The 25240-nt window shown below is 57.9% G+C and carries 23 protein-coding genes and 1 riboswitch; of the genes, 10 read left to right on the forward strand and 13 right to left on the reverse strand.

The genetic code is table 11. From position 1 onward, the window contains the following. Positions 1 to 453: 453 nt before the first annotated feature. The 13 genes from N902_RS0115245 to N902_RS0115305 all read right to left on the reverse strand — a co-directional run bounded on the left by N902_RS0115245 (position 454) and on the right by N902_RS0115305 (position 13677). Positions 454 to 1257, reverse strand: a complete 804-nt coding sequence (locus tag N902_RS0115245) for an alpha/beta fold hydrolase (protein WP_034623159.1) — start codon at positions 1255 to 1257, stop codon at positions 454 to 456. A 1-nt stretch (position 1258) separates the two neighbouring features. Beyond that, positions 1259 to 1981: a precorrin-3B C(17)-methyltransferase gene (gene cobJ / locus N902_RS0115250; RefSeq protein ID WP_244147439.1), complete on the reverse strand. Its 723-nt coding sequence runs from the start codon at positions 1979 to 1981 to the stop codon at positions 1259 to 1261. A 35-nt stretch (positions 1982 to 2016) separates the two neighbouring features. Beyond that, on the reverse strand, positions 2017 to 3033 hold the full coding sequence (locus N902_RS0115255) for a cobalt-precorrin 5A hydrolase (protein WP_027371602.1): 1017 nt from the start codon (positions 3031 to 3033) through the stop codon (positions 2017 to 2019). Next, the gene (gene cobM, locus N902_RS0115260; RefSeq protein WP_208596345.1) at positions 3026 to 3805 is read right to left on the reverse strand and encodes a precorrin-4 C(11)-methyltransferase; all 780 of its coding nucleotides are present in this window, start codon (positions 3803 to 3805) and stop codon (positions 3026 to 3028) included. Before cobM ends, N902_RS0115255 begins: the two co-directional genes overlap by 8 nt. Positions 3806 to 3903: 98 nt before the next feature. Further along, a complete protein-coding gene (gene cbiE, locus N902_RS18340) occupies positions 3904 to 5163 on the reverse strand; it encodes a precorrin-6y C5,15-methyltransferase (decarboxylating) subunit CbiE (protein ID WP_051564670.1) in 1260 nt (419 codons plus the stop codon). A 197-nt stretch (positions 5164 to 5360) separates the two neighbouring features. Continuing rightward, a complete protein-coding gene (gene cbiD, locus N902_RS0115270; RefSeq protein WP_027371604.1) occupies positions 5361 to 6461 on the reverse strand; it encodes a cobalt-precorrin-5B (C(1))-methyltransferase CbiD in 1101 nt (366 codons plus the stop codon). A gap of 180 nt (positions 6462 to 6641) precedes the next feature. Then, positions 6642 to 7280 carry a precorrin-8X methylmutase gene (locus N902_RS0115275; RefSeq protein ID WP_027371605.1) on the reverse strand — a complete coding sequence of 213 codons (639 nt, stop codon included), beginning with the start codon at positions 7278 to 7280 and terminating at the stop codon, positions 6642 to 6644. Positions 7281 to 7604: 324 nt separating this feature from the next. After that, positions 7605 to 8660 (reverse strand): hypothetical protein, encoded by a 1056-nt coding sequence (locus N902_RS18345; protein ID WP_051564671.1) that lies wholly within the window; start codon positions 8658 to 8660, stop codon positions 7605 to 7607. Positions 8661 to 8771: 111 nt separating this feature from the next. Then, positions 8772 to 9527, reverse strand: coding sequence for a precorrin-2 C(20)-methyltransferase (gene cobI, locus N902_RS0115285; RefSeq protein ID WP_027371606.1), 756 nt, complete (start codon positions 9525 to 9527; stop codon positions 8772 to 8774). Between the two features lie 244 nt (positions 9528 to 9771). Continuing rightward, complete coding sequence (locus N902_RS18350) at positions 9772 to 10662, reverse strand: ABC transporter substrate-binding protein (protein WP_244147440.1); 891 nt, start codon at positions 10660 to 10662, stop codon at positions 9772 to 9774. A 183-nt stretch (positions 10663 to 10845) separates the two neighbouring features. Beyond that, positions 10846 to 11646 carry an ABC transporter ATP-binding protein gene (locus tag N902_RS0115295; RefSeq protein ID WP_027371607.1) on the reverse strand — a complete coding sequence of 267 codons (801 nt, stop codon included), beginning with the start codon at positions 11644 to 11646 and terminating at the stop codon, positions 10846 to 10848. Between the two features lie 105 nt (positions 11647 to 11751). After that, positions 11752 to 12768, reverse strand: coding sequence for a FecCD family ABC transporter permease (locus N902_RS0115300; protein WP_027371608.1), 1017 nt, complete (start codon positions 12766 to 12768; stop codon positions 11752 to 11754). 15 nt (positions 12769 to 12783) lie between these two features. After that, a complete protein-coding gene (locus tag N902_RS0115305; RefSeq protein WP_034623161.1) occupies positions 12784 to 13677 on the reverse strand; it encodes a sirohydrochlorin cobaltochelatase in 894 nt (297 codons plus the stop codon). A 476-nt stretch (positions 13678 to 14153) separates the two neighbouring features. Continuing rightward, positions 14154 to 14366, reverse strand: a riboswitch (cobalamin riboswitch). 193 nt (positions 14367 to 14559) lie between these two features. Here N902_RS0115305 and N902_RS18975 point away from each other — a divergent pair. From N902_RS18975 to N902_RS0115360, 10 genes are all read left to right on the forward strand, one after another. Further along, entirely contained in the window at positions 14560 to 16269 is a 1710-nt protein-coding gene (locus N902_RS18975; RefSeq protein WP_051564672.1) for a cobyrinic acid a,c-diamide synthase CobB, read from the forward strand. Between the two features lie 97 nt (positions 16270 to 16366). Next, on the forward strand, positions 16367 to 17656 hold the full coding sequence (locus tag N902_RS0115320; RefSeq protein WP_153304258.1) for a tetratricopeptide repeat protein: 1290 nt from the start codon (positions 16367 to 16369) through the stop codon (positions 17654 to 17656). A 134-nt stretch (positions 17657 to 17790) separates the two neighbouring features. Then, positions 17791 to 18525: a DUF3450 domain-containing protein gene (locus tag N902_RS18365; RefSeq protein WP_161635203.1), complete on the forward strand. Its 735-nt coding sequence runs from the start codon at positions 17791 to 17793 to the stop codon at positions 18523 to 18525. Position 18526: 1 nt separating this feature from the next. Further along, positions 18527 to 20002, forward strand: coding sequence for a MotA/TolQ/ExbB proton channel family protein (locus N902_RS20430; RefSeq protein ID WP_084288506.1), 1476 nt, complete (start codon positions 18527 to 18529; stop codon positions 20000 to 20002). A 297-nt stretch (positions 20003 to 20299) separates the two neighbouring features. Then, complete coding sequence (locus N902_RS0115335; protein WP_027371611.1) at positions 20300 to 20911, forward strand: MotA/TolQ/ExbB proton channel family protein; 612 nt, start codon at positions 20300 to 20302, stop codon at positions 20909 to 20911. A 3-nt stretch (positions 20912 to 20914) separates the two neighbouring features. Further along, positions 20915 to 21325 carry an ExbD/TolR family protein gene (locus N902_RS0115340; protein ID WP_027371612.1) on the forward strand — a complete coding sequence of 137 codons (411 nt, stop codon included), beginning with the start codon at positions 20915 to 20917 and terminating at the stop codon, positions 21323 to 21325. A gap of 21 nt (positions 21326 to 21346) precedes the next feature. After that, positions 21347 to 22123, forward strand: coding sequence for an energy transducer TonB (locus N902_RS18980; protein ID WP_051564674.1), 777 nt, complete (start codon positions 21347 to 21349; stop codon positions 22121 to 22123). Between the two features lie 107 nt (positions 22124 to 22230). Then, on the forward strand, positions 22231 to 23178 hold the full coding sequence (locus N902_RS18380; RefSeq protein ID WP_051564675.1) for an ABC transporter substrate-binding protein: 948 nt from the start codon (positions 22231 to 22233) through the stop codon (positions 23176 to 23178). Continuing rightward, a complete protein-coding gene (locus tag N902_RS0115355) occupies positions 23171 to 24202 on the forward strand; it encodes a FecCD family ABC transporter permease (RefSeq protein WP_051564687.1) in 1032 nt (343 codons plus the stop codon). The genes N902_RS18380 and N902_RS0115355 overlap by 8 nt, the downstream gene beginning before the upstream one ends. Positions 24203 to 24268: 66 nt before the next feature. Continuing rightward, on the forward strand, positions 24269 to 25102 hold the full coding sequence (locus N902_RS0115360; RefSeq protein WP_034623165.1) for an ABC transporter ATP-binding protein: 834 nt from the start codon (positions 24269 to 24271) through the stop codon (positions 25100 to 25102). The last annotated feature ends 138 nt before the right edge of the window (positions 25103 to 25240 follow it).

A 25240-nucleotide genomic window follows, 5' to 3' on the forward strand; every position in this document is an offset into this window, starting at 1 on the left:
TTTGGAGCTTGCCATCTCTTCTGTATGCCCACTTTCGGCCCGGTATTTTCTAAGCCCCGCCAAAGGGGGATCCCTGCCCCCTCCCGGCTACTCACGTGCAGATCACTGTTTTCTGTGTCGAAGAGCCTTTTCTTTCTTTGGTTTCGTAATCGCTATCGGGATCGGGATCGATATCCATAAACTGAGGCTTCCTGCTGCACGGAATGACATATTCTTTCGATTTCGATAGCGATCCCGATTTCGATTTGGATTATCCCAACTATTAACTCATAACAGTTTTTCATACGAAAGCGTATCATACACGTGAGTGCCGGGTGGCGGGACCAAGAAAATGTGCGGGCCTGCCGCTCGTGGCACACAGAAGAGACGGCAAACTCTTATGGAGGCAATTCCACTTTCTGGGTCGAAGAGCCAAAAAAAGTAGCAGCGTCTTGCTCCCAAGAGTGCCGCGGTTTACACCCTGGCCTTGCAGAACTCGTCCACAGTTGTGTTGAATTCCTTGGTTCGCTCCATATGGATAAGATGTCCGGCCTGTGGAAATACCCTAACCTGGCAGTCCGGGATATGCTCGGCCATGCGCCGGGCGTTCTCAGGGGGGATAAGTTGGTCGTCCTCGCCTGCCAGGAGCAGCGTCGGGGCCTTGATCCTGGTGAGTCGCCCGGAGCAGTCAAAGCCTTGGATGGCTTTCTGTTGAGCGGCAAAGGCGTGCTCCGGCTGCTCCGGGATAGTTTTCTGCCGCTCGCGATAACCCTGGATGATCTCCGGCCGTTGGGTGACTGTATTCGGGCTGAAAAGAACGGAAATGTTCTTTTCCACGATCTCTTCCGGGCTGAGTCCGGTGTTGTCCATCAATCGCTGGTATACTTCCGGTGAGCCGGAGACGTGCAGATCGCCTCCGGGGTGGGTGGCGGCCAGGATCAGGCCCCGGACCCGGTGGGGGAGAATCAGGGCCAGCTCCTGGGCGATCATACCGCCCATGGACAGTCCGACCACGAACGTTTCTTCGATATCCAGCGCATGCAGCAGCCGGACCGTGTCCAGGGCCATCTGTTCGATGCTGTAGGGACCCGGAGGAGTGCCGCTCCGGCCTGCTCCCCGGTTGTCAAAGGATAGCATCCGGTAGCTGCGGCTGAAAAAGGGGACCTGCGGCTCCCAGGCCCATGTTCCGGCCCCAAGGCCGCTGATGAATACAACTGGAAATCCGGAGCCGTGAATCTCATAGTAGATATCTATATCGTTGCACTGGGCGGTTGGCACGTCATCCCCCACTCTGTTTTGTCAGGTCGTACTTGGCCGCATACCCCCGGGGGGTGAGCAGCCAATGACCGATTCGCCTGGTCTGCGAATTGCCGATAATCACCGTACATTTCATGTCCACAGACTCGGTGTCAAGTCCCTCTAATGTGGTGAAAACGACTCGCTCGTCATCTTTGGAAGCGTTTTTGACCACTCCCACCGGAGTATCCCCGTTGCGAACCTTGAGGAGCAAGCAGCGAATGGCTTCCAGCTGCCAGGTTCGGGTCTTGGACCGCGGGTTGTAGAGGATGATGACGAAGTCGGCCTCGGCGGCGGCCCGGACCCTTTTATCTATGACTTCCCAAGGGGTGAGCAGGTCGCTCAAGCTTATGCTGGCGAAGTCATGCATCAAGGGCGCTCCCAGGCTGGACGCTGCCGCGGCCAGGGCCGGGATGCCGGGCACGATTTGCAAATCCATGCTTTCCGCCAGGTTTCTTTCTTCCATCAGCTCCAGGATCAATCCGGCCAGGGCGTAAATGCCGCTGTCCCCGCTGCAGACCACGGCTGTCCGCCGCCCCTGGCAGGCCAGATCCAGGGCGGCCCGACAGCGCTGGACCTCCTTGGTCATCCCGGTGCTGATAACCTCTTTGCCGTGCACAAGGCCCTGGTCCAAGAGCTGGATATAGGAAGAGTACCCGACAATGACCTCAGCCCGGTCCAGAACCAGCCTGGCCCTGGGGGCCATGAGATCGGCCGCGCCCGGCCCCAGGCCTACCAGGCTTAAGGTTGCAGGGCTACGGCCAGGGTGGCGTTTCGGCTCTTGGTCTTGGGTACCAGGAGCCGGCCGTGATTGGTGTGCAGGATGGCTGCTGCTTCGCATATGCTGGACACTCCCATGTGGTTGTGCACTGTGGCGGATGGGTTGGGGACGTCAACGTCCTGGAGGAGGCGATGCTCGATGCAGACCAGGCTGATGCCGAGGGCGTCTGCGGCCTGAAGCAGTCCAGGCTCCTGGGCTTTCTTGCTGGTGCTGACCAGGCAGTGCAGGCTGGCCAAGGATAAGTTGTTGACAGCGAATGCGTGGCGGATAAGTGCCTGAATTTCGCGTCCTGAAGTTTGGGTGTTGCAGCCCATCCCGGCTACCAGGCAGCGGGGCCGGAGGATGAGATCGGCTTCTGAGCCTGCATCCTCACGCCATTCAACTTTGACCAGGGGGCCGCACCCGGGATCAGACTGCTCGAGGGTATAACCGGCAGGCGGCCCATCCTTCCAGCCCAGGCGGTCTTCCGGATCTGCAACGCGCACTGGCTCTCCCTGAAGCAGGGCGGCGTTGATCTTCTTGATCCCGGATACAGGCTCCAGGCCCATTTCCTTGCTTCTGGCAATACAGTCGATGGCCAAAAGGCCCAAAGAGTCAGTGGCGGTGGTGATCACCGCCTGCCCTCCGGTCAGGGAGGCCGTTTCCCTGGCCAGGTCGTTGGCTCCTCCCAGATGTCCGGAGATGAGGCTGACCGCGAACCGGCCCTGATGATCAACAACAACCACGGCCGGGTCCCGGTCCTTGCCCTGAAGCAGAGGGGCGATGGTCCGGACCGCAATGCCGCTGGCGGCAACAAAGACGAGCTGGGAATAGGCTGTCCAGGCCTGACCCACCGCTGCATGGAAGTTGGCAAAACCCATATCCTGAGCTCCGGCCAAGGCCCGGGGGAGGTAAACATCGGCCTGCAGACCCGCCGCCATGCCCCTGGCCAGTTCTGCACCCTGGGCGGTGAGGGCGAACACGGCCCGTTTATGCATCGTTCATCCTGGCTGATCGAAATCCATGGCTAAAATCCGGACTGTACAGTCTGGAGACCTGAGATTGGCCCCCTGCCTGTCCGGGAAGGACCAGAAAGACAGCCTGGCGGGTGATTCCCCGGTCAGATACATCCTGCTCCACATGAGCCAGATCGGTCCACAGCATTTCCTCTCCCGGCCAGCCGACACTGGACCCGACACAGATCGGGGTTGTATCCGGCAGGCCCCCGGTCCGCAGTTCTTGGACCATATCCTGGACCAGAGAGGCGGAAAGATAGATGGCCAGACTGCAGTGGTGCGCGGCCAGGGTCTGCAGACGTTCTTTGTCCGGGACCAGTGTCCGTCCGCGCATGCGGGTAAAGATCAGAGTCTGAGTCAGTTCGGGGATGGTGAAGGATATACCGGCCTGGGCGGCGGCGGCAAAGGCGGCCGTGATTCCCGGAATGACCTGATAATCAATTCCCTCCTGCTGCAAAAGGCGCATCTGCTCCAGGACGGCACCATATAATGATGGATCACCGGTGTGCACCCGGGCCGCTTTGTGACCCTGGTGTACGCACTGGACCAGGGCGGCATGGGTCTGCTCCAGGGTCATCCCCGAGGAGTCCATGATTTCGGCGTTATCCTTGGCCCAGCTCAGAACTTCCCGGGGGACCAGGGATCCGGCATAGAGGACAAGGTCGGCCTCCTGGATCAGCCGCTGGGCCTTGATGGTTAAAAGTTCCGGATCTCCCGGACCGGCGCCGATGAAAGAGACTGGGGGCTGTGACATATGGTCGTTTTCCATTGATCGTTTTTTGATTACGATGTTTGATTCTGAGCACAGAAGGATCAAAGTGGGCATTTGAAAGTGATTACAAGACCCTCGAATTAATGCATGTCTTCCTCTTTTGGGCGCTTTGGCCCAAAAAATGGGTCAGACTTGCTGAAGGCAAAGCTGACCAGAAAGACGGGATTCAAGGGTTCCAGGCGCTTGTCCGTACCTATGCTCCGGGAGCGGGAAATGCTGATCTGCTGTACGTCGGCTTCCAGTCCGGCCTTGCCCAGCTGATCTCTGGCCTGATGCAGGGTGGACAGCAGGGTGCACAGAATCATTATCTTTCCTCCTGGGCGCAACCGGTCCAGGGCCTGGGGGACAAGATCCGGACTGCGGCTTATTCCACCGCCCACGACAATCCGGTCCGGATCAGGGAGTTCAGAAAAGCATTCCGGAGCGTTGCCGGTCACAATGTCCAGGGCATAGGCTCCGGTTCGGACTCTGTTAGTGCGGATATGCTCAGCCCGCTTTGGGTCTGATTCCACGCAGATCACCCGGCCGTTCCAAGCAAGCAGGGAGGCCTCCAACCCGATGGACCCGCACCCGGCGCCAATATCCCAGACAGTGTGTCCGGGCTGGATATGCAAACACCCCAGGGCAGTGGAACGGATTTCCGCCTTGGTGATCAGGCTGTTCTCATGTTCAAGATGCTCTTCCGGAGTCCCTAAAGTCAGCTTTCTTTCCGGACGTTGGGTCCGTTCCAGGAGAACGAAGTTCAAAGTAGAAAAACGCATGTCCGCTGCCTGAGCGCAGTCCAGGGTGAGGAGTTTTTCCGTGCCCAGGCCCAGATCCTCACAGACATGGAGGATAAAGTGGTCAATATCCCGCTTCAGGAGCTCCCGGGCCAGGGCGTCCGGGGACCAGGTTGCATCGGTATACACTCCAATCAGCTCATGCCTGGACATGAGCCTGAGCAGGGGGTGAAGCTCCAAACGGCCGTGCAGGGAGACGGTGCGCACCTGATCCCAGGGGATCTTCAGCCTGGCTGCCGCTGTCTGCAGGGCGGTTATTCCGGGATGAAAATGCAGGTCCTGGGCAGGGAGGTCCTGCAGCAGCCTGCGGCCGATGCCGTAGAACAAGGGATCGCCGTCGGCCAGAACGGCGATTTGTTCCCTCTGGGCCTTAGCTGTTTGGATTTCGGCCAGGACACTCTCCAGAGGAGCTTTGATTTGGATCTGTCTGGCCGGATAGTTGCCACAGGCTTCCAGCATGCGCTGTCCTCCAACCAGCACGGTGCAGGAGCTCAGGAGTTCGCGGACTGAATCAGGTTGGTCCTGAAGGTCGGTTCCGAGTCCGATAACGTGTATGGGCATATACGAAATCAATAGTTAATAGTTATCTGTTCTCAGTTTATATGAAAAACTGTTATTAGTTATTCGTTAATAGTTATCAGGATCCGATTGGGTAGCGACTCCCAGTCGGTATCGGTATCGAAATCGTTTGTATGCTTCGTTAGCGCAAGCGTGCCTGCGCATTGGCAGGCATGTGGGTTTGTATGAAAACAATGCTCTTACATCTCAACTACCACCTCTCCCTGATCGTCGAACACAACCAGATCGATGCCCCTTGTCCAACCGGCAAAACCCTGAATGCTGGCCAAGGCCCGAGCGGCTAAGGCCCGGATCACCGGCTGGGAATTATCTGCTGAGCCGATGATGTCCAGGGCCTGACGGGCGGTGTTGCAAATCTTTATCTCTTCGCTCCGAGGATGATCCAGGCCCGCCTCCAGGCACCAAGCGGCCAGGATCTGAAAATCGATACTGCATTTTCGGGCATGGGTGTAGGCGTGGCCCAAAGCGGCCTTGACCAGCTTGCCGAAAAAACAGGCATAAGTAATTCGGGCAAAATTCCTCCTGCAAGCTTCCTGCAGAGAAAAAGACAGAAAGTCGGCCACCAGGATACAGGCGGCTTCCGACAGCCCGGGGTGTAGGTTGCGAACAAAACGCTCGCTGCGCCCACCGGTGCACAGGGCGACCCAGGAGACGTCTTGGGCCCGGGCCGCGTCCAGGCAGGCGGTGATGGTATCCCTGTATGCCTGGTGGGAGTAGGGCCGCACTGTCCCCCGGGTGCCCAGGATGGAGATCCCGCCGATGATGCCCAGCCGGGGATTGAAGGTCTTTGTGGCGATTTTTTCTCCATCGGCTACTGAGATGGTTATCTGCAAAGGGCCTGAGAGACCGGCGATCTTTCGGGCTTCTTCCACGGCCATACGGATCTGCTCCCTGGGTACTGGGTTGATGGCCGCCTGGCCCACGGGGACGGACAGGCCGGGCCTGGTCACCAGGCCGACGCCCGGGCCTCCGCTAATCCGTATCTCATCTATGCCCTGGTCTTCGGGACCCGGTTCTGCGGCAGCAGTGATCCGGGCCAGATGGGTGGCGTCCGGATCGTCGCCACCGTCCTTGATCACCGTGCACTTTACCCCGTTTCCATCCCGGGCACACTCCTGAATGGGGATGCTCATGCGTTCTTTATTGGGCAGAGGGATGTCCACCTCTGCCGGGACTGCATGTCCGGCCAGGACCAGGGCCGCGGCCTTGGCTCCGGCGGCTGCGGCCGACCCGGTGGTAAAGCCGGTTCGTAAGGAACTTTTCCGGGGTGCCCCATTCATGTTGTGTCCTTACCATTACAGTGATATTTTGCTGTAACTCATTGATTTCTTGTTCATCGTTTTTTTTCGTTCCCACGCTCTGCGTGGGAACCCTTTTGGACGCTCAGGCGTCCAGAAAGAGACCGCGGGAACGGTCAGGAAGGCTCCCACGCAAAGCGTGGGAGCTATAAGTACAAGATATCAAATTGTTAATGCCATCTCTGCCAGAGCGTTCACGCAGGCCGCAGCCAGGGGCGAGCCGCCCTTACGGCCGGTTATGGTTATCCAGGGGACGTTCGAGATCTGCACCAGGGCTTCCTTGGATTCCGCTGCACCGACAAAGCCAACCGGCATGCCCACAATAAGCTCAGCCTTTCCGACTCCGTCCTGCATGGCCTGGATCAAAGAAAACAAGGCAGTAGGGGCGTTGCCGATGACAAAGATGGTTTTTGTATCTGAAACAACAGCCTGCTCCATGCCTGCTGCGGATCGGGTCATGCCTCGCTGCGCGGCTTTCTCATCCACTCCGGGCTGGTCCAGGAGACACTCCACCCGGCAGCCCAGGCGCTGCATTCGGGCCTGGGTGATTCCGGCCCTGGCCATGCGGGTATCGGTTACTACCTTGCATCCCTGCGACAAGGCCGTGATGCCGGCTTGGATAGCTTGGGGGTGGAAGCAAACCAGGGACAAAAGCTCGAAGTCGGCCGAGGCGTGAATCATGCGCCGGACCACCGGCCACTGCCGGGAGCTAAAAGGGCGGGGTTCCGGTACTTCCCGGTCAATGATGGCCATGGACCGGCTTTCGATATCCTGTGGGGAGATTGTCTGAGAGTTGGGCATGTATGACCTCTGAAGATTTTGAAGTCCAGTATTGGCCTTGGGTTTTAGTCCCGCCATTGGCCTGAGCACCGGCAAGTCTGCAATATCTTTTATCCCAATGTGGACAAAAACAGGGTTATTGCATTTCTCCCAAATGTTGCGCACAGCTTGTAGGGGAAATGATTATTCGTCCTCATGTCACCCGGGTAACACACAGAGGGCGAAAAATTTTTCGCCCCTACGGCTGAGCCACCAATCTTAGCCTACAATCAAGCTGGTGGTTCTTCCCTGTTGCCAAATAGCAAATACCATCAGCGGTCACACCAGGCGCGGAAGCCTGAATACTCACGAGAAGCCCACCAGCATATATCCGGCCCCGACCAGGAGTAGGCTGAGGACCCGCAGGCTTTGTCCCAAAACCAGGATTTGGGTGCCCATTTTGGGAGAAAAAATACCCAGGTATCGGGGCAGTTGGTGGCGTAGACTCCGGATGGGGACAGCGATCACATTTCCCAAGATCAGGGCCAAAACCACCTGGTGGTTGGTGAATACCCCTGAGGAGGCCAGTGCTCCGGCGGTTGCAAAGCCTGAGGTGTAATCGGCCAGAAAGCTGATGACCACCATGGACAGGGCCTCGATGGGGATCAGGGCCCCAACTGCGGTTTCGGCCATGGCCGTCTGGATAAAGTCGAAGCATCCCAGGCGCTGGAGGGCAAAAACCAGGATGTAAATAGGGATCACAAGCTGGACTATCCGGCCCAGACGTCTGGGGACCCGGCTGAGCAGGAGGCCGGGCAGGTCAGAGACGGCTGTCTTTTTCTGTCTGCCGGTTTTTGTGGACTCCTCTGCGGCCTCATTCGGCGGTGCTAGGCGGAGTCGGCCGTACAAAGCACACAACCCGGTGCGGATGACAGCGGCCACAAAGATGAGCAGGAGATAGATGCCGCCCGGAGTTCCGGTCAGAGGCAAGATGACGAACAGGGTCGTGGGCAGGTGCAGAAAAAAGGCCGGGAGCTGGTTGATGAAGTTTGTCAGGAACAGGCGTTGCTTGTCGATGAGCCCGCGATCGTAAAACGAGACCAGCATGCCGTTGGCCGCTATCCCGGAGACAAAGGCAGTAGTAAATGTGGCGCTGCACCGTTGGCCCAGGCGGGCAAAAGAAAACAGCGGCCTGGCCACAATTGACAGGGACCGGGTCCATCCTGTGGCCTCGATTATTTCCCCGGCAGCCAGCCCCAGGGCAACGAAAAAGATGATCCGGAGCACGGGCCAGCCCACGTGATGCATCACGTCAATGGCGCTGATGCCCTGAACCAGGAAGACAAGGACCAGGATCAGGCCCAGGGTAATCCCCAAAGACGCAACCCAAGGCCGGGATAATGGCGAAGTGTACTGGTTCATTTTTATTGACCAAGACTGATTTGCGGTCTCATTTGGTTCTCTTCCTGCCGCTTGCTCGAAGCTGTGTGATCATGACCTAGACACATATCGATACCAAGTGTCAATCAAGTCTTAATCCTCAACTGCATAGGGATCCTTTTTTCTGGACAGGATCAATGTCCAGTACTTGGGAGCCTTTTGGGCTAGCTGGCTCAGGTCGCGGACGACTTCCTGGTCCGGAAAGCTGCAGCGGACCACGCCCAGACTAGAGTGCAGCCGGCCGCATTCTTCCAGGCTGTGCACAATATGGGCGCATTTCTTGTAAGCCTTGAGAAAGACCACGGTGTCCGCCTGCATGGCGGATGAATGCCGGATGCCGTTGCCGCCCTTGACCCCGGAGAGCAGCAGCAGGTTCTCCTCTCCTTCCACAAGAGGGGTGTTGGTGGCTGCTGCGGCGGCCTGATAGGAGGTGATCCCGGGTATGGTGGTTATCGACACCTGGGGATCCAGATTGTGGAGAGTGCGCAGAAGATAACTGAAGGTGGAGTAGGTCAACGGATCGCCCATGGTCAAGAATGCAGCGCTCTGGCCCTGGTTCAGATGTCCCAGGACTCTTCCCGCGTTTTCCTCCCAGGCTGCCCGCACTGTTTCCCGGTCCCGGCTCATGGGAAAGGGGAGATTATGCACCGGTATGCCCTGAGGCAGATGCGGAGCGGCCACCCGAACAGCCAGGCTGTGTTCGTTCTTGGTGGAGGACGCGGTGAAAATAACGTCTACTGTCTGCAGGATCTTCACCGCCTTGACTGGGATAAGGTCCGGATCGCCGGGGCCGACCCCGATACCGTACAGGGCGCCTTGCTGATGTGATGGATTCGTATCGTGTTTCATGGGATCTCCTGCATGCTGCCGCAGATTTTGGATGAGAAGACGTCATCAGTTCTTCGTTGTGACTTACGTCACGCATACTAACCGACATGCCTGCCAAGGCGCAGGCACGCTTGCGCTAACGAATCATACAAACGATTTCGATACCGATACCGATACCGACTGGGAGTGGTTACCCAATCGGATCCTGATAACTATTAACCAATAACTCATAACAGTTTTTCATACCGATAACTGATATCACGTTTTACCGGGCTGCGAGCCCGTATTGTTTGCGCACAAGGGCGCGTACCTCGTCCACTTCATCGGTGGTATAGACATCCGGGTAGAGCAGATGCCCAATCCGGGCTATGCCCAGCAAGAGGCGAAAAGTTGGCCTGGAGACCAAAGCTTCATCAATGATAAAGACATCCCGGGCGCGCACCGCTTTTATGGCCTGAAACCCCGGCTCCCGGTAAATCATCTTTTTCGTGGGCTGATTCATGGGCCCCTTCTGGGCTAGATAGACGTCTATCTTATCTCCCTGAGCCAGGATTCTTTCCTTGCCATAGGCGGCGATGTTTGTCCCCCGCAGACCCTTGGCATCGGCGGCCGCATTGATGCCCCCGGCCGATTCCAGGGCGAACACAGCTGTGGAATCCGGGGCAAAGGTCTTCATTTTGGAGTGAATGGCCTCAAAGTAGACTAGTTTGGGGTGTTCAATTTTTTCATTAAGCTGTTCGAACCGATCCAGGGTGCGGATGAATGTGTCGATCATTTCCCCGGCAGCCTGCTGTCTGCCGGTCAGGACGCCCAGCTTCTTCCAATAGCCGGTAATTTCTTGCACCGTGTTCGGCTGCAGGGAAACCACCTGCACGCCAAGACGCTCCAGACCTTCCACCAGCCGGGGATATCCCCGGTCCAGCATGGGCCGGATGAGGACACAGTCCGGTCTTGGGGCCAAAAAGCGCTCCAGGTCCTGATGGGCGGCGAAAGCAGACTTGTCCAGGGCCTGGGGAGGAAAGACCTCATGTCGGCTGACCCCGACAATCTCATCCTCCAGGCCCAGGGCGAAGAGATTTTCCGTGTGCGCTCCGTACAGGGAAATGATGCGCTGCATAGGTTCCCGGACCTGAACATGCCGGCCTGCCTGATCCATAATAGCCTGTTTTTCATTATAACTGGCTGATTCAACCGCCCTGGATGCAGAAAAAGGAAACAGGCTCAGGCAGCAAAGGGCACAAGCAAAAAGCGTTTGCGGGGTCCCGTTCAGCAGGCATGAGATGTTATTGAGGCAAAGGCCGTTGAGTCTCAGCTTGACCATATATCATCATCCTCAGTTTCATCCGGCCCAGGGATCGTCGGCCCGGAAAACCACGTGGCGGCAACCGGTCGAATCATCTCTGCGGACTTCGGCGTGGACTTCAAAGACCTGGGCCAGAGTGTCCGAGGTCAGAGTATCCTCGGTCCGGCCCCAGGTGTGCAGCCTGCCTTGGCGGAGAAAAATGAGGCGATGGCAAAAGGCTGCGGCCAGATTCAGGTCTTGAAACACAGCCACCACGCTCAATCCACTGCTGTGAACCAGGTCCCGGGTCAGGCCCATGAGATGCAGGCCGTACTTGATGTCCAGGTTTGAGGTGGCTTCGTCCAGGAGGAGAACCGGTGTGTCCTGGGCCAAAGCCCGGGCAAAGATGACCCGCTGCTTTTCCCCGCCGCTCAAGGCGGTGACCGGCCTGGACCGTAGGTGACGGATTTTGGCCTGGTCCATGACTCGGTCCACCAGATCGAGGTCTTGGGCGGACAGAGCCTGAAACCTGGACAGGTGCGGGTAGCGGCCCATGGCCACCACCTCCTGCACAGTAAAGGGAAAATTGATCTGATCGCTCTGGGGCACCAGGGCTATATGCCGAGCCAGTTCCCTTTGGGAAGAATGCCGGATGTCTTGGCCCTGAAATGTGATTCTTCCCTGGGTCGGCCGCTTATGCCCGAACAGGAGATCAAGGAGCGTGGTCTTGCCGCTTCCATTGGGGCCCAACAGGCCGTAGAAGCAGCCGGAATGCAGGCTCAGGGTGATATCCTCGAGCACCGGCTGCTGGGCATAGGCAAAGCCGACCCTGTCCAGCTGAAAGAGGGCCGTATGCATTGCCTCAGATACACGAAGAGCTTTTCCGCATGCCTCTGCAAAGATATGACCTGAGGAGCCCATTGCTGCTGTTTGTAGTTCGTCAGCCATAAAGATTTGTGCTCATCATTCTACCCGCATTCTCCGGCTGCGAAAGATGACGAAAAAAAACGGCCCGCCCAGCAGGGCGGTAAGCACCCCGATGGGCACCTCCTGGGGCAGAAGAGAGCGGGTGATGGTGTCCGCAGTCAGAAGGAGCAGGGCTCCGGCCAGGACAGAAGCCGGCAAAAGCAGACGATGGTCCGGACCGGTGAGAAGGCGCATCATATGCGGGACCACCAGACCGACAAAACCGATAATTCCGGAAACCGAAACGCAGACGGCGGCCAAAAAGGATCCGGCCAGAAGAAGAAACAGCCTGGTTCTGGAGGAATCCACTCCCATGGACCTGGCCACCCGTCCCCCCAGGCAGAGAAGATTCAGGTCCCTGGCTGCACACATAAATACGATCAGGGTCAGGCCCAAAAAGGCGCAGACCAGCCAGAGCTCGGACCAGGTGCTGGAGGCAAAGCTGCCCAGGAGCCAGAAGATGATCACCGCCACGTCTTCCTGGGCCAGATACTTGAGAAAGCTCATCCCAGCGGACAGGATGGAGGTGACAATGACCCCGGAGAGGATGAGATTGGTGGAGGAAAAGCCCCCGGCGGTTTGGGAAAGCACAAGGACCAGAACCATGGTCAGCCCGGCCCCGGCAAAGGCCATCAGGGGCAGGGACCAAAAGCCCAAAAAATCGATGCCAAAGAGCAGGACCAGGGAGGCGCCGAAGGCCGCTCCAGCTGATACGCCCAGGGTGTACGGCTCGGCCAGGGGATTGAGCAGGATTCCCTGGAAAACGGCCCCGGAAGAGGCCAGGCCGGCCCCCACCGCGGCAGCAGTCAGGATCCGGGGCAGCCGGACGTCCCAGATGATTACGGCCTGGACGTCCGGCTGTCCGGACCGGGAAGAGGCTGCATCCCAGGGGGGCGAGGCCAGAATCCCCAGCACGTCCTGGATCGGTATGTCCATGGAGCCCAGACAGGCTGAGGCCAGGACCAGGGCCATGAGCCCCAGCAAGAGAAGGGCCAGGGTAAACGCTTGTTTCATGGCAGCTGGTTCTGTTTAGAGGTGTGAAAAGACATCCTGGAGATGATCAAGCCATATATCAGCGATAGTATTGTATTCAGCCGTTCCCTTGAGCACGGCTTCGGTCCTGATCCCTTTATCAGCCAGGATGGATTTCCAGGAATCGGCACCGGGTCCAGCCATGTCATTGCGCACATGATCGCCGGCCACAGACATAAAGGGCATGAGATAGGCCGTATCTGTGCCCTTGTCCTCAATCCGGTCCAGAATATCCTCCAGGGAAGGCGAGCCTTCCACTGTGCCCACATACACATTGGGGTCTTCTTGCTGAAACGAATGGGCCATAGCCTGGTAAAAGGCATTGCTGGGATGGTGGGTCCCGTGTCCCATGAAGATCACGGCCTCACCAGCCTTCCTTTCCTCCGGGATAGTGTTCAGCATGGCATCCCTGACGGCGACAAGATCCTGCGGGGCGGACAGGAGGGGATATCCGAGCAGGATTTTTTCAAAGCCGCAGGACATGGACTCGAAACCGGTAACGATGGACCTTAGGTCGTGAAACTCGGCTCCGGGGATGGTATGCAGGGATTGAACGGCCACATGCGTAAAGCCCTCATCCATCATCTTGGCCAGGGCCATTGCTGTCGAGTCGTAGTGTTTTCCTTTTTCGTTCAGCTTGTGCCGGATGATCCTGGACGTGTAGGCCCAGCGGACAGGGACCTGAGGAAAGGCCTTTTTGACTCTGGCCTCGATATTTTCAAAGGAAGCTTGGGCCTGGGGATAACTGGAGCCAAAGGCGACGAGCAGGATACCTCTTTTGTCTGGTTTTTTGTGTCCATGCGCATGGCCATGGGCCCATGCTCCGGGAGACAGAAACAAGCACAGGGATACCAGAATCACTAGCTGAAAAACCGTTTTTGTTTTTGGCATACGAACCTCCTTCATAGGTAAGTCTTACTTCGGCTCTTCGACACAGAAAGTGGAATTGCATCTATAAAGAGTTTGCCGTCTCTTCTGTGTGCCGTGAGCGGCAGGCCCGCACATTTTCTTGGTCCCGCCACCCGGCACTCACGTGTATGATACGCTCACTCAAACAGAAAGTAGTGAACTGCACGTGAGTAGCCGGGAGGGGGCAGGGCTCCCCCTTTGGCGGGGCTTAGAAAATACCGGGCCGAAAGTGGGCACACAGAAGAGACGGCAAACTCCAAAAATCCACAGGCTACGTCGAAGAACCCTTCCTTCTTAGCTGGAACAGGACACCGAGAGATATCTCTGTTCCCAGTTTCAGGGTGAAGCCGATGGGGAAAAGGCAAAAAAAATCCCTGGATCGAATCACTTCGATCCAGGGATTTCCCTTTTTATCCACCGGAAACGACTTGGAACGGATTCCAGCCACGGGAATCGACGTTCTGACATTCGCTTAGGCAGGTTTTCTGACTCCCGGATCATCCTCCAGCCGCGCCTTCCCCTCAGAATAGTTCTGAAAGTGGCTTCATGCGGCGTTCGTCCCCGGATACAGCGGCGGGCCCGTCCCTGACTTGCACAGGGTTCCCTTTTCAGCCTGTTGCCTGAATCTTCTAGCATAGAAATATTCAGGCAGTAAGCACCCAAGCTATTTTTTGGTGTATACCTTAAGCTGAATTGTCTGTCAACGCACCTCTCCAGGGATTATATGGTCTTGCATTACTCATCTCCATGTCCCGCGTATTTCGGGTGACAACGGTCAAATCATAGGTTAGGCAGTGGCGGCAATGCGTCCGTCCATTACCGGTACGGATTTTACAAATTCAGAGATGACAGATTGGATGCCTCATGAAAATACCAGCTTTCATTGTTGCAGGGACCCACAGCGGATGCGGGAAGACCACAGTCACCTTAGGCCTGATGGCCGCACTGCGGGCGCGCGGCTATCGGGTCCAGCCGTTTAAGATCGGTCCGGACTTCATCGATCCCGGGCACCATGCCCGGATCACCGGCCGGGCCTCGCATAATCTTGACGGCTGGATCCTGGATCAAAGGACCAACCAGGAGATATTCGTCCGAATGCAGGAAGACGCGGATGTCCTGGTCGGAGAGGGGGTCATGGGCCTATTTGACGGTTTTTCTGCAACCGATGACGTGGGGTCCACGGCCCAGATGGCCAAATGGCTTGGCCTGCCGGTACTGCTGGTTGTGGACGCCCGGTCCATGGCCCGTTCGGTGGCCGCTCTGGTCCAGGGATATACTGGTTTTGACCCGGTTCTCTCCTTTGCCGGAGTGCTGTGCAACCGGGTGGGCAGTCCGGGACATGCCCGGATTCTGCAAGAAGCTCTGGTGGCCGCCGGATCCCCGTCCTGCCTGGGCTGTCTGCCCCGTCAGGAGGATTTGGCTATGCCCTCCAGGCACCTGGGGCTGTACACGGCCGATGATATGGCAGATGACGGGGACGTTCTCCCTGCTCTTATTCAATGGATTGAAGATCATGTGCATGTGGACAGTCTTTTGAACATGACCGGAGGCCGGAGATTAGAGGACAGAGGACAGAAGACAGAGGTCAGAAGACAGAGGTCAGACGTCAGAAGTCGGATGTCGGATGTCAGAGGTCAGAATTCAGAGATCAGAGGACAGAGATCAGAGGTCAGAGATCAGAAGTCGGATGTCGGAGGTCAGAAGTCAGAGGACAGAGGACATAAGACAGAGGTCAGAGGTCGGAGGACAGAAGACAGAGGTCAGAAGACAGAGGGCCGAGGTCAGAAGTCAGAGGTCAGAAGTCAGAGATCAGAGATCAGAAGACAGAGGTCAGAGGCTGGAGATGAGAAAACGGAGGTCAGAAGTCGAAGGGCGGGGAGTGGAGGAGGAAAGTCGGAGGACAGTTGGCAGGGAGCGAAAACAGATTTTCATCCCAAGGTGCGGATTGGTCTGGCCCGGGACCGGGCCTTTTGCTTCTATTATCCGGAGAACCTGCGGCTCTTGGAACAGGCCGGAGCCGAGCTGGTCCCTTTTTCTCCTCTCAGCGATGCACATCTTCCGGACAATGTACAGGGCATATATCTTGGCGGGGGATATCCGGAGCTGTATGCCGACAAGCTGGCAGCAAACAGGAGCATGCGGGAGGAGCTCAAACGCTTTACAGCCCGAGGCGGGGCGGTATATGCGGAATGCGGCGGATTCATGTACTGCATGCAGAGCCTGGAGGATGTGCAGGGACACACGCATCCCATGCTTGGTCTGTTCCCCTTCCGGGCCCGGATGAATGCTCGCCTGCGGGCCCTGGGCTACCGGGAAGTACAGCTGCGCCGGGACTCCTTGCTCGGTCCGGCCGGCACCATACTCCGGGGGCATGAGTTCCACTATTCGTCCATACTCGAAGCGCAGGCCGAGGTCGAGCGGGTGTATTGCCTGCGGGGGCGAAAAGGAGGCGCCGAGACCCTGGAAGGCTATGCAGCGGGCAACGTTCTGGCCTCGTACGTCCACCTGCACTTTGCCTCCTGTCCCCGGGCAGCACAGAGTCTGGTCCGCTGCTGCCGGGCAAGCCCGGGATAGTGATCCTGTTCTGGGTCGGATTTTGACAAGATAGTCAAACAGGAGTACCTAAGTCTTGAAATGCATACGGGATGAAAAAACGTGTTACGAGGACGGCATGATTTTTTTGCGCCTCACATACTGGCTGCTTGCCCTGATTGGTATCAGTGTTTTGTGTACTGGTTTGGATGCAGCCCCGGCATATGCTGCGGAGTTCGACTCCCCCCGCGAGCACCGCTTGGCCTACAGGGCACATAAGGAGCTGGAAAACGAGGATTACGAGGCGTGTCTCGATGTCCTCAGCTCCTATATCTCCGAGAACGAGTCCCCTGCGGCCACCCTGTTTGTCCTTCAAGCCCAAGCCCACAGCGGATTGGGGCAGGAGAGCAAAACCCTGGCAACCTATGCCCGGGCGGCAAAGCTGTATCCGGAAAACGAGCTCATTCTGCGCAACTACGCAGTGACAAGCCAGCAGGCCGGGCGCATGACCCAGGCGGCCCGCCTTTTTGAGCGGGCCCAGGCCCAGGGCGGGGATGCGGAGCTTTTGTACCAGGCCGGTGCAGCTTGGTTTCAAACCAAGCACTACTCCCGGGCCGCAAAGGTCATCCAGCAGTTGATCGCCCGGAGAGCAGAGCCCAAGATGGAGTGGGTGGAGCTCCTCGTCTATTCCCTGATCCAGGACAGGCAATGGAGACAGGCGGAAAACCAGTTGCGGAATCTGCTCCATGACCGTCCGGGCAATGCAGATCTATGGCGGATGCTGGCCCATATCCGCTCTGAACAGGGTGATCTGCTAGGAGCGGCCTCAGCATTGGAGCTGGCCTATGATATTGGGCATGCGGGGGCTAAAAAATGGAGAGATGTGGCGTCCATGTACGCTTCCGCCGGCGTGCCCATGATGGCAGTCAGGGCCATGCGCAAGGGGATGGGGGAATCCCCGGAACCGGAGCTCTGCTGGCGGATGGGCCGGCTCTATGCCCAGGCCCTGCGGACCGATGCGGCTGTGGAGTGGATGGACAAGGCCCTGGCCAGGGAGCGCAGGCCCGGCTGGCTCCTGGAGAAGGCCCAGATGCTGTATAGCCATCAGCGCTATGCGCACAGCAGAGAGGCGGCGACTGCGGCGGCAAAGGCCTATCCCGAGGTGCGGGGAGAAGCCTGGATGCTGGCCGGGTATGCCGCCTGGCAGAAGCAGGACTGGCAAACGGCAAAGGAGGCCTTTGCCCTGGCGGCAAAGGTGGAAGAGACTGCTTCCCGGGCTGCGGCCTGCCTGCAGACGGTGAATCGGATTCTGGAGTCCCAACACAAGATACGCATGGCGGATTCAAGCTCCGGTCGGCCCAGGATGGGTTCAGATGCAGAGACCGGGGAAAGAGCTGGAGTAAACCAAAACCGGGATCATCACTCGTAGGACTGGAGATGACAAACGCGGCGACAATGTTGATCAAGATGGTCAGAAATTGCATCCATCGTATGGCCCTGAGCACCTTAATCCCTGGCGGCCGGGATGAAATGGGGATTTGGGGTCCTTTATGTGTATGTGGAGTGGGAGCAGCACTTTGCTGCGCACTGGCCAGCTTTTCTCCTGTTCAGGCCCAGGAAACGGACGCATCCATGCAAGAGGCCCTGCAGAAGCAGCAGGCCGTGCAGAAAGAAGTCCAAGCCTGGAGCGAGGAAAAGCGGGCCCTGGTTCAAGAGATCCTGTCTCTGCAGACAGAGAAGAAATGGCTGGAGCTGCAGAATACGCAGTATGCCGCCTACATTGAGCAGAAAAGACAGGCTGTTAAGCGCCTTGAAGACCAGGAGGAGGTGGCCAAAAGCCTGCGTATGGAGCTGGAGCCCTATCTTTCCGAGGTTGTCGCCAGGCTGGAACAGTTCGTTGAGAACGACCTTCCCTTCCTGCCCCAGGAACGAGAGGACCGGGTGAGGTTTATGCAGCAGTCTTTAACTGAACACGGGGTCAGCCTGGGCGAGCGTCTGCGCCGTGTTCTGGAAGCCTTGACTGTGGAGGCTCAATACGGGACTTCGGTGGATGTGCAGGACAGAAAACTCGAGGTGCAGGGAGTGAGCACCCAGGCTCAAGTGGTGCGTATCGGCCGGGTGGGGCTGTTTTATGTCACCCGGGATGGGAATACAGCCGGAATGTGGGATGCGCGGGCCCAGGGCTGGGCGCAGTTATCCCAGGACACGGCTAGAGAGCTGCGGAAAACCGTGGACATCATCCGGGAGCGTCGGGCGGCTGAGTTGGTAACGCTCCCGGTGGGAAAGCCCGAGGAATAAAATGATCGTACGAGCCGGTACACAAGGCATGCTGGGTGTTGTGCTGACGTTTTGCATTGTTCTCTCCTGGGGAGGGCCAGTCTGGGCAGTTCAGCCCGGTTCCTCGGAGGTGGAACAGATTATCGAGCAGCGGACTGGAGATATTCGGGATGAGGCTGCTGCAACCAGGGCCTTGTTGCAGAAAGATAAGAAAGACCTTCAGGCCGCACATGCAGAACTGAAATCTTCGGTTGCAGATCTTCGGGCTGCCCTGGAAGACAAGAAGGATGCTTTCAGCGCGCTCGAAAAGGAAGAAGCTGCACTGAAGAACAAGCTCCAGTCCGAGCGGGAAGAGGTGGAGGAGGTTCAGGGCAGTCTGGTGACTGCGGCCAAGAACCTGGGGCAGGTTTTGACCAAAAGCCCCCTGGGGCCTCTGATGCCCGAGCAGCGGACGGACCTGGCAGAGATCACCCAGCGGCAGGAGCTGCCCGGGATGGACGAGATCCGCTCGGTGGTTGAGAGCAGTTTTGACCTCATGAAGCAAAGCGGGAACATCACCCGCTTCTCCGAATCATTTATTGATTCCGGGGGCACAGAGCAGGCCGGAACCTTGGTCCGCATCGGCGGTTTGAGTGCTTTGTACCAGACAGATGAGGACGCCGGTTACTTAAGGGCCGGCCCCGAAGGTCGGGAACTTGTGGCCGCCGGAGGAGAGCTGTCCTGGTGGAGCGAACGGAATCTGCGGGCATATATCGCCGCAGAACAGGAGACCGTCCCTTTGGATATCAGCAACGGCGCTGTTTTCGCCCAGATGTCTCGAGAACAGACCTGGGGGGAATGGGTTCGGGCCGGTGGCTTCCTGGTCTGGCCTTTGTTCGCAATAGCCGGGCTGGCCCTGATCCTGGTTGCGGAGCGTCTGATATTCATGATTCGGATCCGTTCCAATTCCGACCGGATCATGGAGCAGATAACCGAGCTGGCGGAAAAGAATGCCTGGAGCCAGTGCCGTGAGGTGTGCGTCCAGAACCGGCGTTCCCCATTGTGCCGAGTGATAGGCAAGGCCCTTGAACATGTTGGAGAAAGCCGACAGGTCGTGGAAAACGCCCTTCAGGAAGGAGTCCTGAGCCAATTGCCGCGGTTGGAGCGTTTCTTGCCCACCTTGAATGTACTGGCCGCCATTGCCCCTCTGCTCGGTCTGCTGGGCACGGTGACCGGGATGATTTCCACCTTTCAGGCCATAACCGTCTTTGGCACCGGAGAGCCGAAAGTTATGGCCGGAGGAATCTCCGAGGCCTTGATCACAACCCAGATCGGTCTGGGGGTGGCCGTGCCCATCATGTTTCTGCATCATCTTCTGGATCGGCGGGTGGACAAGATTATCGGAGAGATAGAGGAGAAAGGCGCGGCCTTTTCCCTGCTGGTGCTGAGCAGGCAGGACCAGGAGGGTAAAGATAAAAACGCCGGGCTGGACCAGGAAAACCCAGAATCAGTCAAATAAGGCTCTTCGACACAGAAAGTGGAATTGCATATACAAGAGTTTGCCGTCTCTTCTGTGTGCCTTGAGCGGCAGGCCCGCACATTTTCTTGGTCCCGCCAAAAGGGGGAAACCAGGCACTCACATGCATGATATGCTCAGTCCATCTGAAAGCAATGTCCATCATGTGAGTGCCTGGAGGGGGCAGGGATCCCCCTTTGGCGGGGCTTAGAAAATACCGGGCCGAAAGTGGGCACACAGATAGCGATGGCAAACTCCAAAAATCCACAGGCTACGTCGAAGAACCTCAAATAATGTCCTATGCCCGAGAATCTGCTTATTCAGGCTTGGTCCTTTTTGGACAGCGGTGGCGGTGTGATGCCGCCTCTGCTCGCGATCTCCGTCTGGATGTGGTGGCTCATTCTGCTCAAAGTCCTGGATTTTACCTCCTGGAGGCGTCAGGAGATGCCGGTCCGGGATATGTTGCGTACAGACAGGACCGTGTTTGGGGCGCCCTGGCAGAACAATATTCTGATCTTGGCCAGGCAGATGGGCAGAGATGTCCGCGGCATGGATGAAAACGAGTTCATTGAGCGGCTGGTCCGGCCGGAAGCCCGGAAGATAGATCGGCATATAGAGACCATTCTCGTCCTGTCCAAGGCCGCACCTTTGCTCGGGCTTTTGGGCACTGTGTGCGGAATGATCTCCACTTTTGAGGTCATCTCCCTTTTCGGCACCGGAGAGGCAAAGCCGATGGCAGCTGGGATTTCCGAGGCCTTGATCACAACCCAAACCGGACTTTTGGTGGCCGTTCCAGGCCTGGTGCTGGGCAGTCTGCTGCAGAAGAGAGCCGAAGTGATCAAGGCCCGCATGCAGCGATTCTGTCTGTCTCTTGTCCGGCATCTGGACCTCAGCCAAACATCAGCGGAATAAACCATGCGCAGTATCCGGAGCACACGCCAGCGTTCCAGGGGAAGTACAGAGCTGAACATTGCCCCCCTGATCGATATGGTCTTTATCCTGCTCATTTTTTTTCTGGTCACCACCAGTTTTGTCAAAGAGTCCGGGGTGGAGGTGAAGCGGCCTGCGGCCCAGACCGCAGAGGAACAGAAAACTACCTTGATCATCGGCGTGACCTCCGCAAACCGGGTCTACATGGAAGGCAAGCCCATAGATGTCCGGGCCGTCCAGGCCCATGTGGAACGCTTTGCCCTCAAGAATCCGGGCGCGAATGTGGTTATTGCCGCAGACAAAGAGAGCCGGTCCGGCACAGTGATTCAGGTCCTGGATGCCTGCCGTTTGGCCGGTGTGCGGGACGTGGCAGTGGCTGCAAGCCGGCCGGGATGAATCTCAACAATATGAACGTGCATGAAACATACATGGCCACAGAAAACGGAGCTGACCAGCAAACCGCGGTGGCGCAGACACCTGCTGGTTATGATCGTCACCATCTGCTTGAATCTGCTGATTTTTTTGGCTATTCCCTTCTTGTCCCAGCTCCGGGATGCAAAGACTGACCCTCCCGCCATCATCGGCGACCCGGTCCGGGTCAGCATGCAGGCTGACGATCCCGCACAGAAAAGCGCCCAGGAGGAGCCCCAACCCCCGGAACCGGAAGAGCCGAGCCGGGTTCCCGAGCCGAGGATCCAGCCTCAAGAAGTGAGATTTTCGCCCTCCTCACCGCCTGATCTTCCAGAGATGAACATTGATATGCCGCAGATTGACCTGGGACAGATCACTGTCAGCAAGCCCACCCCCCCGGCCCGAACAGAAGCCAAGACCCCGCAAGAGCCACAGCCCGAGTCCAGTGAGCAGAAAACGGCTGCTCAGCCGGAGCCGGCCGGGAAAAAGCGGTACTCCCTGAGTGAAGTGGATTCCCAGCCCAGGCTGGCCAGCAGGGTGAACCCCACCTATCCTTTCCGGGCCAAGCGACGCGGGGTGGAAGGAAAGGTGGTTGTGCGGTTTTTGGTTGACAAACTGGGACGGGTAAGCCAATCCAGCGTGGTGCAGGCCGAACCCGAGGGTGTCTTTGAGCAGAGTGCACTCAAGGCTGTGAGGCAGTGGCGGTTTGAGCCCGGGACAAAGGATGGAAGGCCTGTTGCCACCTGGGTGCAGGTGCCTATTCGTTTTGAGCTCAAGCGATAACACTACAGCGACATATTCCTGACCTCACAGTGTCCATGGACCAATCCCCGGCAAGGCCATATCAAAGTGCCGCTGTACAAATAACAGGCCCTGAGGAAGTGATATCCATGAAGCATGTTCGTTTGGGGGCGCTTTTCCTCATTTTCCAGATTATCTTCCTTATTAGTGGTGGTCTGTCCGATGCCAGGACGGTCAAGGATACCCTGGACCGGGAAGTTCAGCTGCCGGATAAAATTCAGCGGGTCGTTTCCCTGGCCCCAAGCATTACCGAGAGTGTCTTCGCCATCGGGCAGGGGGATAAGCTGGTGGGCGCAACCCAGTACAGCGACTATCCTGCCCAGGCCCGAAAGCTGCCCTCCATCGGCTCCTATGTGAATTTAAATGTCGAAAAAATCATCAGCCTTCGCCCGGATCTGTGCCTGGCCACCAAGGACGGCAATCCGTACCAGGTCGTGCAGCAGCTGGAGAGGGCGGATATCCCGGTGTATGCCCTGGATCCCAGGGATATGCCCGCAATCATGGACACCCTGACGGATCTGGGCCGGCTGCTCGATGCCCAGGCCCAGGCTGAGCAGGTGGTAAAAACCATGCAGAGACAGGTTGCGGCCCTGCGGCGCATGGGAGATCGAGCCGAACACAGGCCGAAGGTCTTCTTTCAGATAGGGATTTCGCCCATTGTTTCAGTGGGATCCGACACCTTTATCCATGAGCTTATTTCCATAGCCGGAGGGGAGAATGTCGCCGCCGGATCTGTGCAGTATCCCCGCTATTCTCGGGAGGATGTCCTGGTTGCTGATCCGGATGTCATCCTGATCAACTCCATGAGCAAGGACGAGGATCTGGTCCAGGCGGAAATCAAAAAATGGAAGGCCTTTCCCCAGATCGATGCCGTACGCAGTGAGCGTATCCATCCTTTGGACGCCAGCCTGTTCAACCGTCCGACCCCCCGGCTGGTCGAGGCCCTGCGCATCCTTGTCCACCTATTTCATCCCCAGGTGCTTGACAAAGAGGAGATGATGCCGGTTTCCAGCGGATCAGGGGATGGAAATGGCTGACCCTTCAGGACCTTCGACCGGCAGTCCCCGGGGAGCCTTGGGCCGTACCTTGGGCATCTGTGCAGCTTTGACCCTTGGCCTGCTCCTGGTCATGGTCCTGGGACTGGCCTGGGGCTCCACCGGAGAGCACCTGATAGAGGTGCTCAGGGGCCTGCTGCGGGGGGAGATTGAAGAAAGCGTGCACTGGACCATTATCCGGCAGATCCGTCTGCCGCGGGTCCTGTTGGCAGCAGCGGTCGGAGCCACTCTTGGGATCGGGGGGCTGGTCTTTCAGGCCCTGTTGCGCAACCCCCTGGCTGAGCCGTATATCCTTGGAGTTTCCGGAGGTTCGGCCGTAGGGGCGGTCCTGGGGATGATGCTCGGTCTTCGGTTTTTCCCCGGTGTTGCCGGGCTGGCCTTTTCCGGCAGTCTGGCCACGCTGCTCTTGGTCCTGCTCCTGGCTTCCAGGCGGCGGCTGGTGCAGGAAAACAGCCTGCTCCTGGCCGGAGTCATGGTCAATGCGTTCTGCTCGGCAATCATAACCTTTCTCATATCCATAACCGAGCATACCAAGCTCCAGGGCATCCTGTTCTGGCTCATGGGCGATCTGTCCAGTTCGAACATCACCCAGGTCGGCGGTCTGGGGCTGCTTATCCTGCCCAGCTTTTTTCTGGTTTTTGTCTTGGCCAGGCCCATGAATCTCCTGCAGTTCGGACGGGACGCGGCTCACAGCATGGGAGTGAATGTCAAGGCCGTAACCTTCATCCTTCTGATCGTGACCTCGCTCACGGTCAGCGCCTCGGTCTGTCTTGTCGGCCTGGTCGGGTTTGTGGGCCTGGTCATTCCCCATTTGCTGCGGATGTTGCTTGGACCTGACCACCGCCTGCTGGTTCCGGCCTGTGTCCTGGGGGGGGCCATGTTCATGACCGGCTGTGACTTGCTGGCCCGGCTGGCCTCGGGCCAGGGCCAGCTCCCGGTCGGAGTGGTCACCGCCTTGATCGGTGCTCCGGCCTTCATCTTTCTCTTGGCCAGGTCCAAACAGTGAACCGGACAGGAGCTTGTCCACCCCAGGCTGGACCTGAAATACATACCGTCGTGCCGAGGAGATGCAATGCCCCAAAGTGATGCTGTTCGGGTTCTGAATGTATGCGCCGGGTATGAGCAGGTTCGGGTTCTGGACTCAATCAGCTTTACCGCGGCCAGGGGAGAGATGCTGGTGGTCATCGGGCCCAACGGATCCGGGAAAAGCACCCTGCTGAAGACCCTGGCCGGCATCCTGCGGCCCCACACCGGACAGGTGGAGGTCATGGGCCGTGGCATCGGCTCTTATTCCAGGCGGGAGATGGCCAGAAAGGTGGCTCTGGTCCCCCAGCAGAGCACTGTTGCCTCGTCATACACCGTCCTGGAGACCGTGCTCATGGGTCGCTATCCGCATCAGGGCCTTTTAGGCTGGGAAACCGGCCGTGATGCCCAGGTGGCCCGGGAGGCCATGCAGTCCACGCGGATTGAGCACCTCAAGAACCGGCATCTGGCCCAGCTCAGTGGTGGGGAGTTGCAGCGGGTGCTCATCGCCCGGGCGTTGTGCCAGGAGCCGGAAATCATGCTTCTGGACGAGCCGACATCCTCTCTGGATCTAGCCCACCAAGTCCGGGTCATGGACCTGCTGGAGGAGCTGAACACGGAGCGGGATTTGACAGTGATCATGGTGGCCCACGATCTGAATCTGGCCTCCCTGTACGGCGAGCGTATCCTGCTCATGCGCGACGGCCGGGTCATGGACCACGGTCCTCCCCGGGAGGTCCTCAACTTTGAGAACCTGGAAGCAGTGTTCGGCTGCGTTCTCCTGGTGGACGAAAGCTCACTCGACCAGCTTCCGCGGATAACCGTCATTCCCGGACGATACCTGGATACAGAGATCATTCGCAGCACGCAGCCTCCCCCCTAAGCCGGATCTTACCGCCCCTGGATTCCAAGGCTCTTCGACACAGAAAGTGGAATTGCCTACATCCACAGGTTACCTCCAAGCACCATGTCCGAGGCGTCAGCTGAAAGATGCGGGTGAGAGCCTGCACAAATGAATGTC

The organism is Desulfovermiculus halophilus DSM 18834 (genome assembly GCF_000620765.1).
GTDB lineage: Bacteria > Desulfobacterota > Desulfovibrionia > Desulfovibrionales > Desulfothermaceae > Desulfovermiculus > Desulfovermiculus halophilus.

Coding starts and splice junctions, on each gene's coding strand:
- cobJ (WP_244147439.1), bottom strand. CDS start 1,981: ATGGCCCCCAGGGCCAGGCTGGTTCTGGACCGGGCTGAGGTCATTGTC.
- N902_RS0115255 (WP_027371602.1), bottom strand. CDS start 3,033: ATGCATAAACGGGCCGTGTTCGCCCTCACCGCCCAGGGTGCAGAACTG.
- cobM (WP_208596345.1), bottom strand. CDS start 3,805: ATGTCACAGCCCCCAGTCTCTTTCATCGGCGCCGGTCCGGGAGATCCG.
- cbiE (WP_051564670.1), bottom strand. CDS start 5,163: ATGCCCATACACGTTATCGGACTCGGAACCGACCTTCAGGACCAACCT.
- cbiD (WP_027371604.1), bottom strand. CDS start 6,461: ATGAATGGGGCACCCCGGAAAAGTTCCTTACGAACCGGCTTTACCACC.
- N902_RS0115275 (WP_027371605.1), bottom strand. CDS start 7,280: ATGCCCAACTCTCAGACAATCTCCCCACAGGATATCGAAAGCCGGTCC.
- N902_RS18345 (WP_051564671.1), bottom strand. CDS start 8,660: ATGAACCAGTACACTTCGCCATTATCCCGGCCTTGGGTTGCGTCTTTG.
- cobI (WP_027371606.1), bottom strand. CDS start 9,527: ATGAAACACGATACGAATCCATCACATCAGCAAGGCGCCCTGTACGGT.
- N902_RS18350 (WP_244147440.1), bottom strand. CDS start 10,662: ATGGATCAGGCAGGCCGGCATGTTCAGGTCCGGGAACCTATGCAGCGC.
- N902_RS0115295 (WP_027371607.1), bottom strand. CDS start 11,646: ATGCATACGGCCCTCTTTCAGCTGGACAGGGTCGGCTTTGCCTATGCC.
- N902_RS0115300 (WP_027371608.1), bottom strand. CDS start 12,768: ATGAAACAAGCGTTTACCCTGGCCCTTCTCTTGCTGGGGCTCATGGCC.
- N902_RS0115305 (WP_034623161.1), bottom strand. CDS start 13,677: ATGCCAAAAACAAAAACGGTTTTTCAGCTAGTGATTCTGGTATCCCTG.
- N902_RS18975 (WP_051564672.1), top strand. CDS start 14,560: ATGAAAATACCAGCTTTCATTGTTGCAGGGACCCACAGCGGATGCGGG.
- N902_RS0115320 (WP_153304258.1), top strand. CDS start 16,367: ATGATTTTTTTGCGCCTCACATACTGGCTGCTTGCCCTGATTGGTATC.
- N902_RS20430 (WP_084288506.1), top strand. CDS start 18,527: ATGATCGTACGAGCCGGTACACAAGGCATGCTGGGTGTTGTGCTGACG.
- N902_RS0115335 (WP_027371611.1), top strand. CDS start 20,300: ATGCCCGAGAATCTGCTTATTCAGGCTTGGTCCTTTTTGGACAGCGGT.
- N902_RS0115340 (WP_027371612.1), top strand. CDS start 20,915: ATGCGCAGTATCCGGAGCACACGCCAGCGTTCCAGGGGAAGTACAGAG.
- N902_RS18980 (WP_051564674.1), top strand. CDS start 21,347: ATGAAACATACATGGCCACAGAAAACGGAGCTGACCAGCAAACCGCGG.
- N902_RS18380 (WP_051564675.1), top strand. CDS start 22,231: ATGAAGCATGTTCGTTTGGGGGCGCTTTTCCTCATTTTCCAGATTATC.
- N902_RS0115355 (WP_051564687.1), top strand. CDS start 23,171: ATGGCTGACCCTTCAGGACCTTCGACCGGCAGTCCCCGGGGAGCCTTG.
- N902_RS0115360 (WP_034623165.1), top strand. CDS start 24,269: ATGCCCCAAAGTGATGCTGTTCGGGTTCTGAATGTATGCGCCGGGTAT.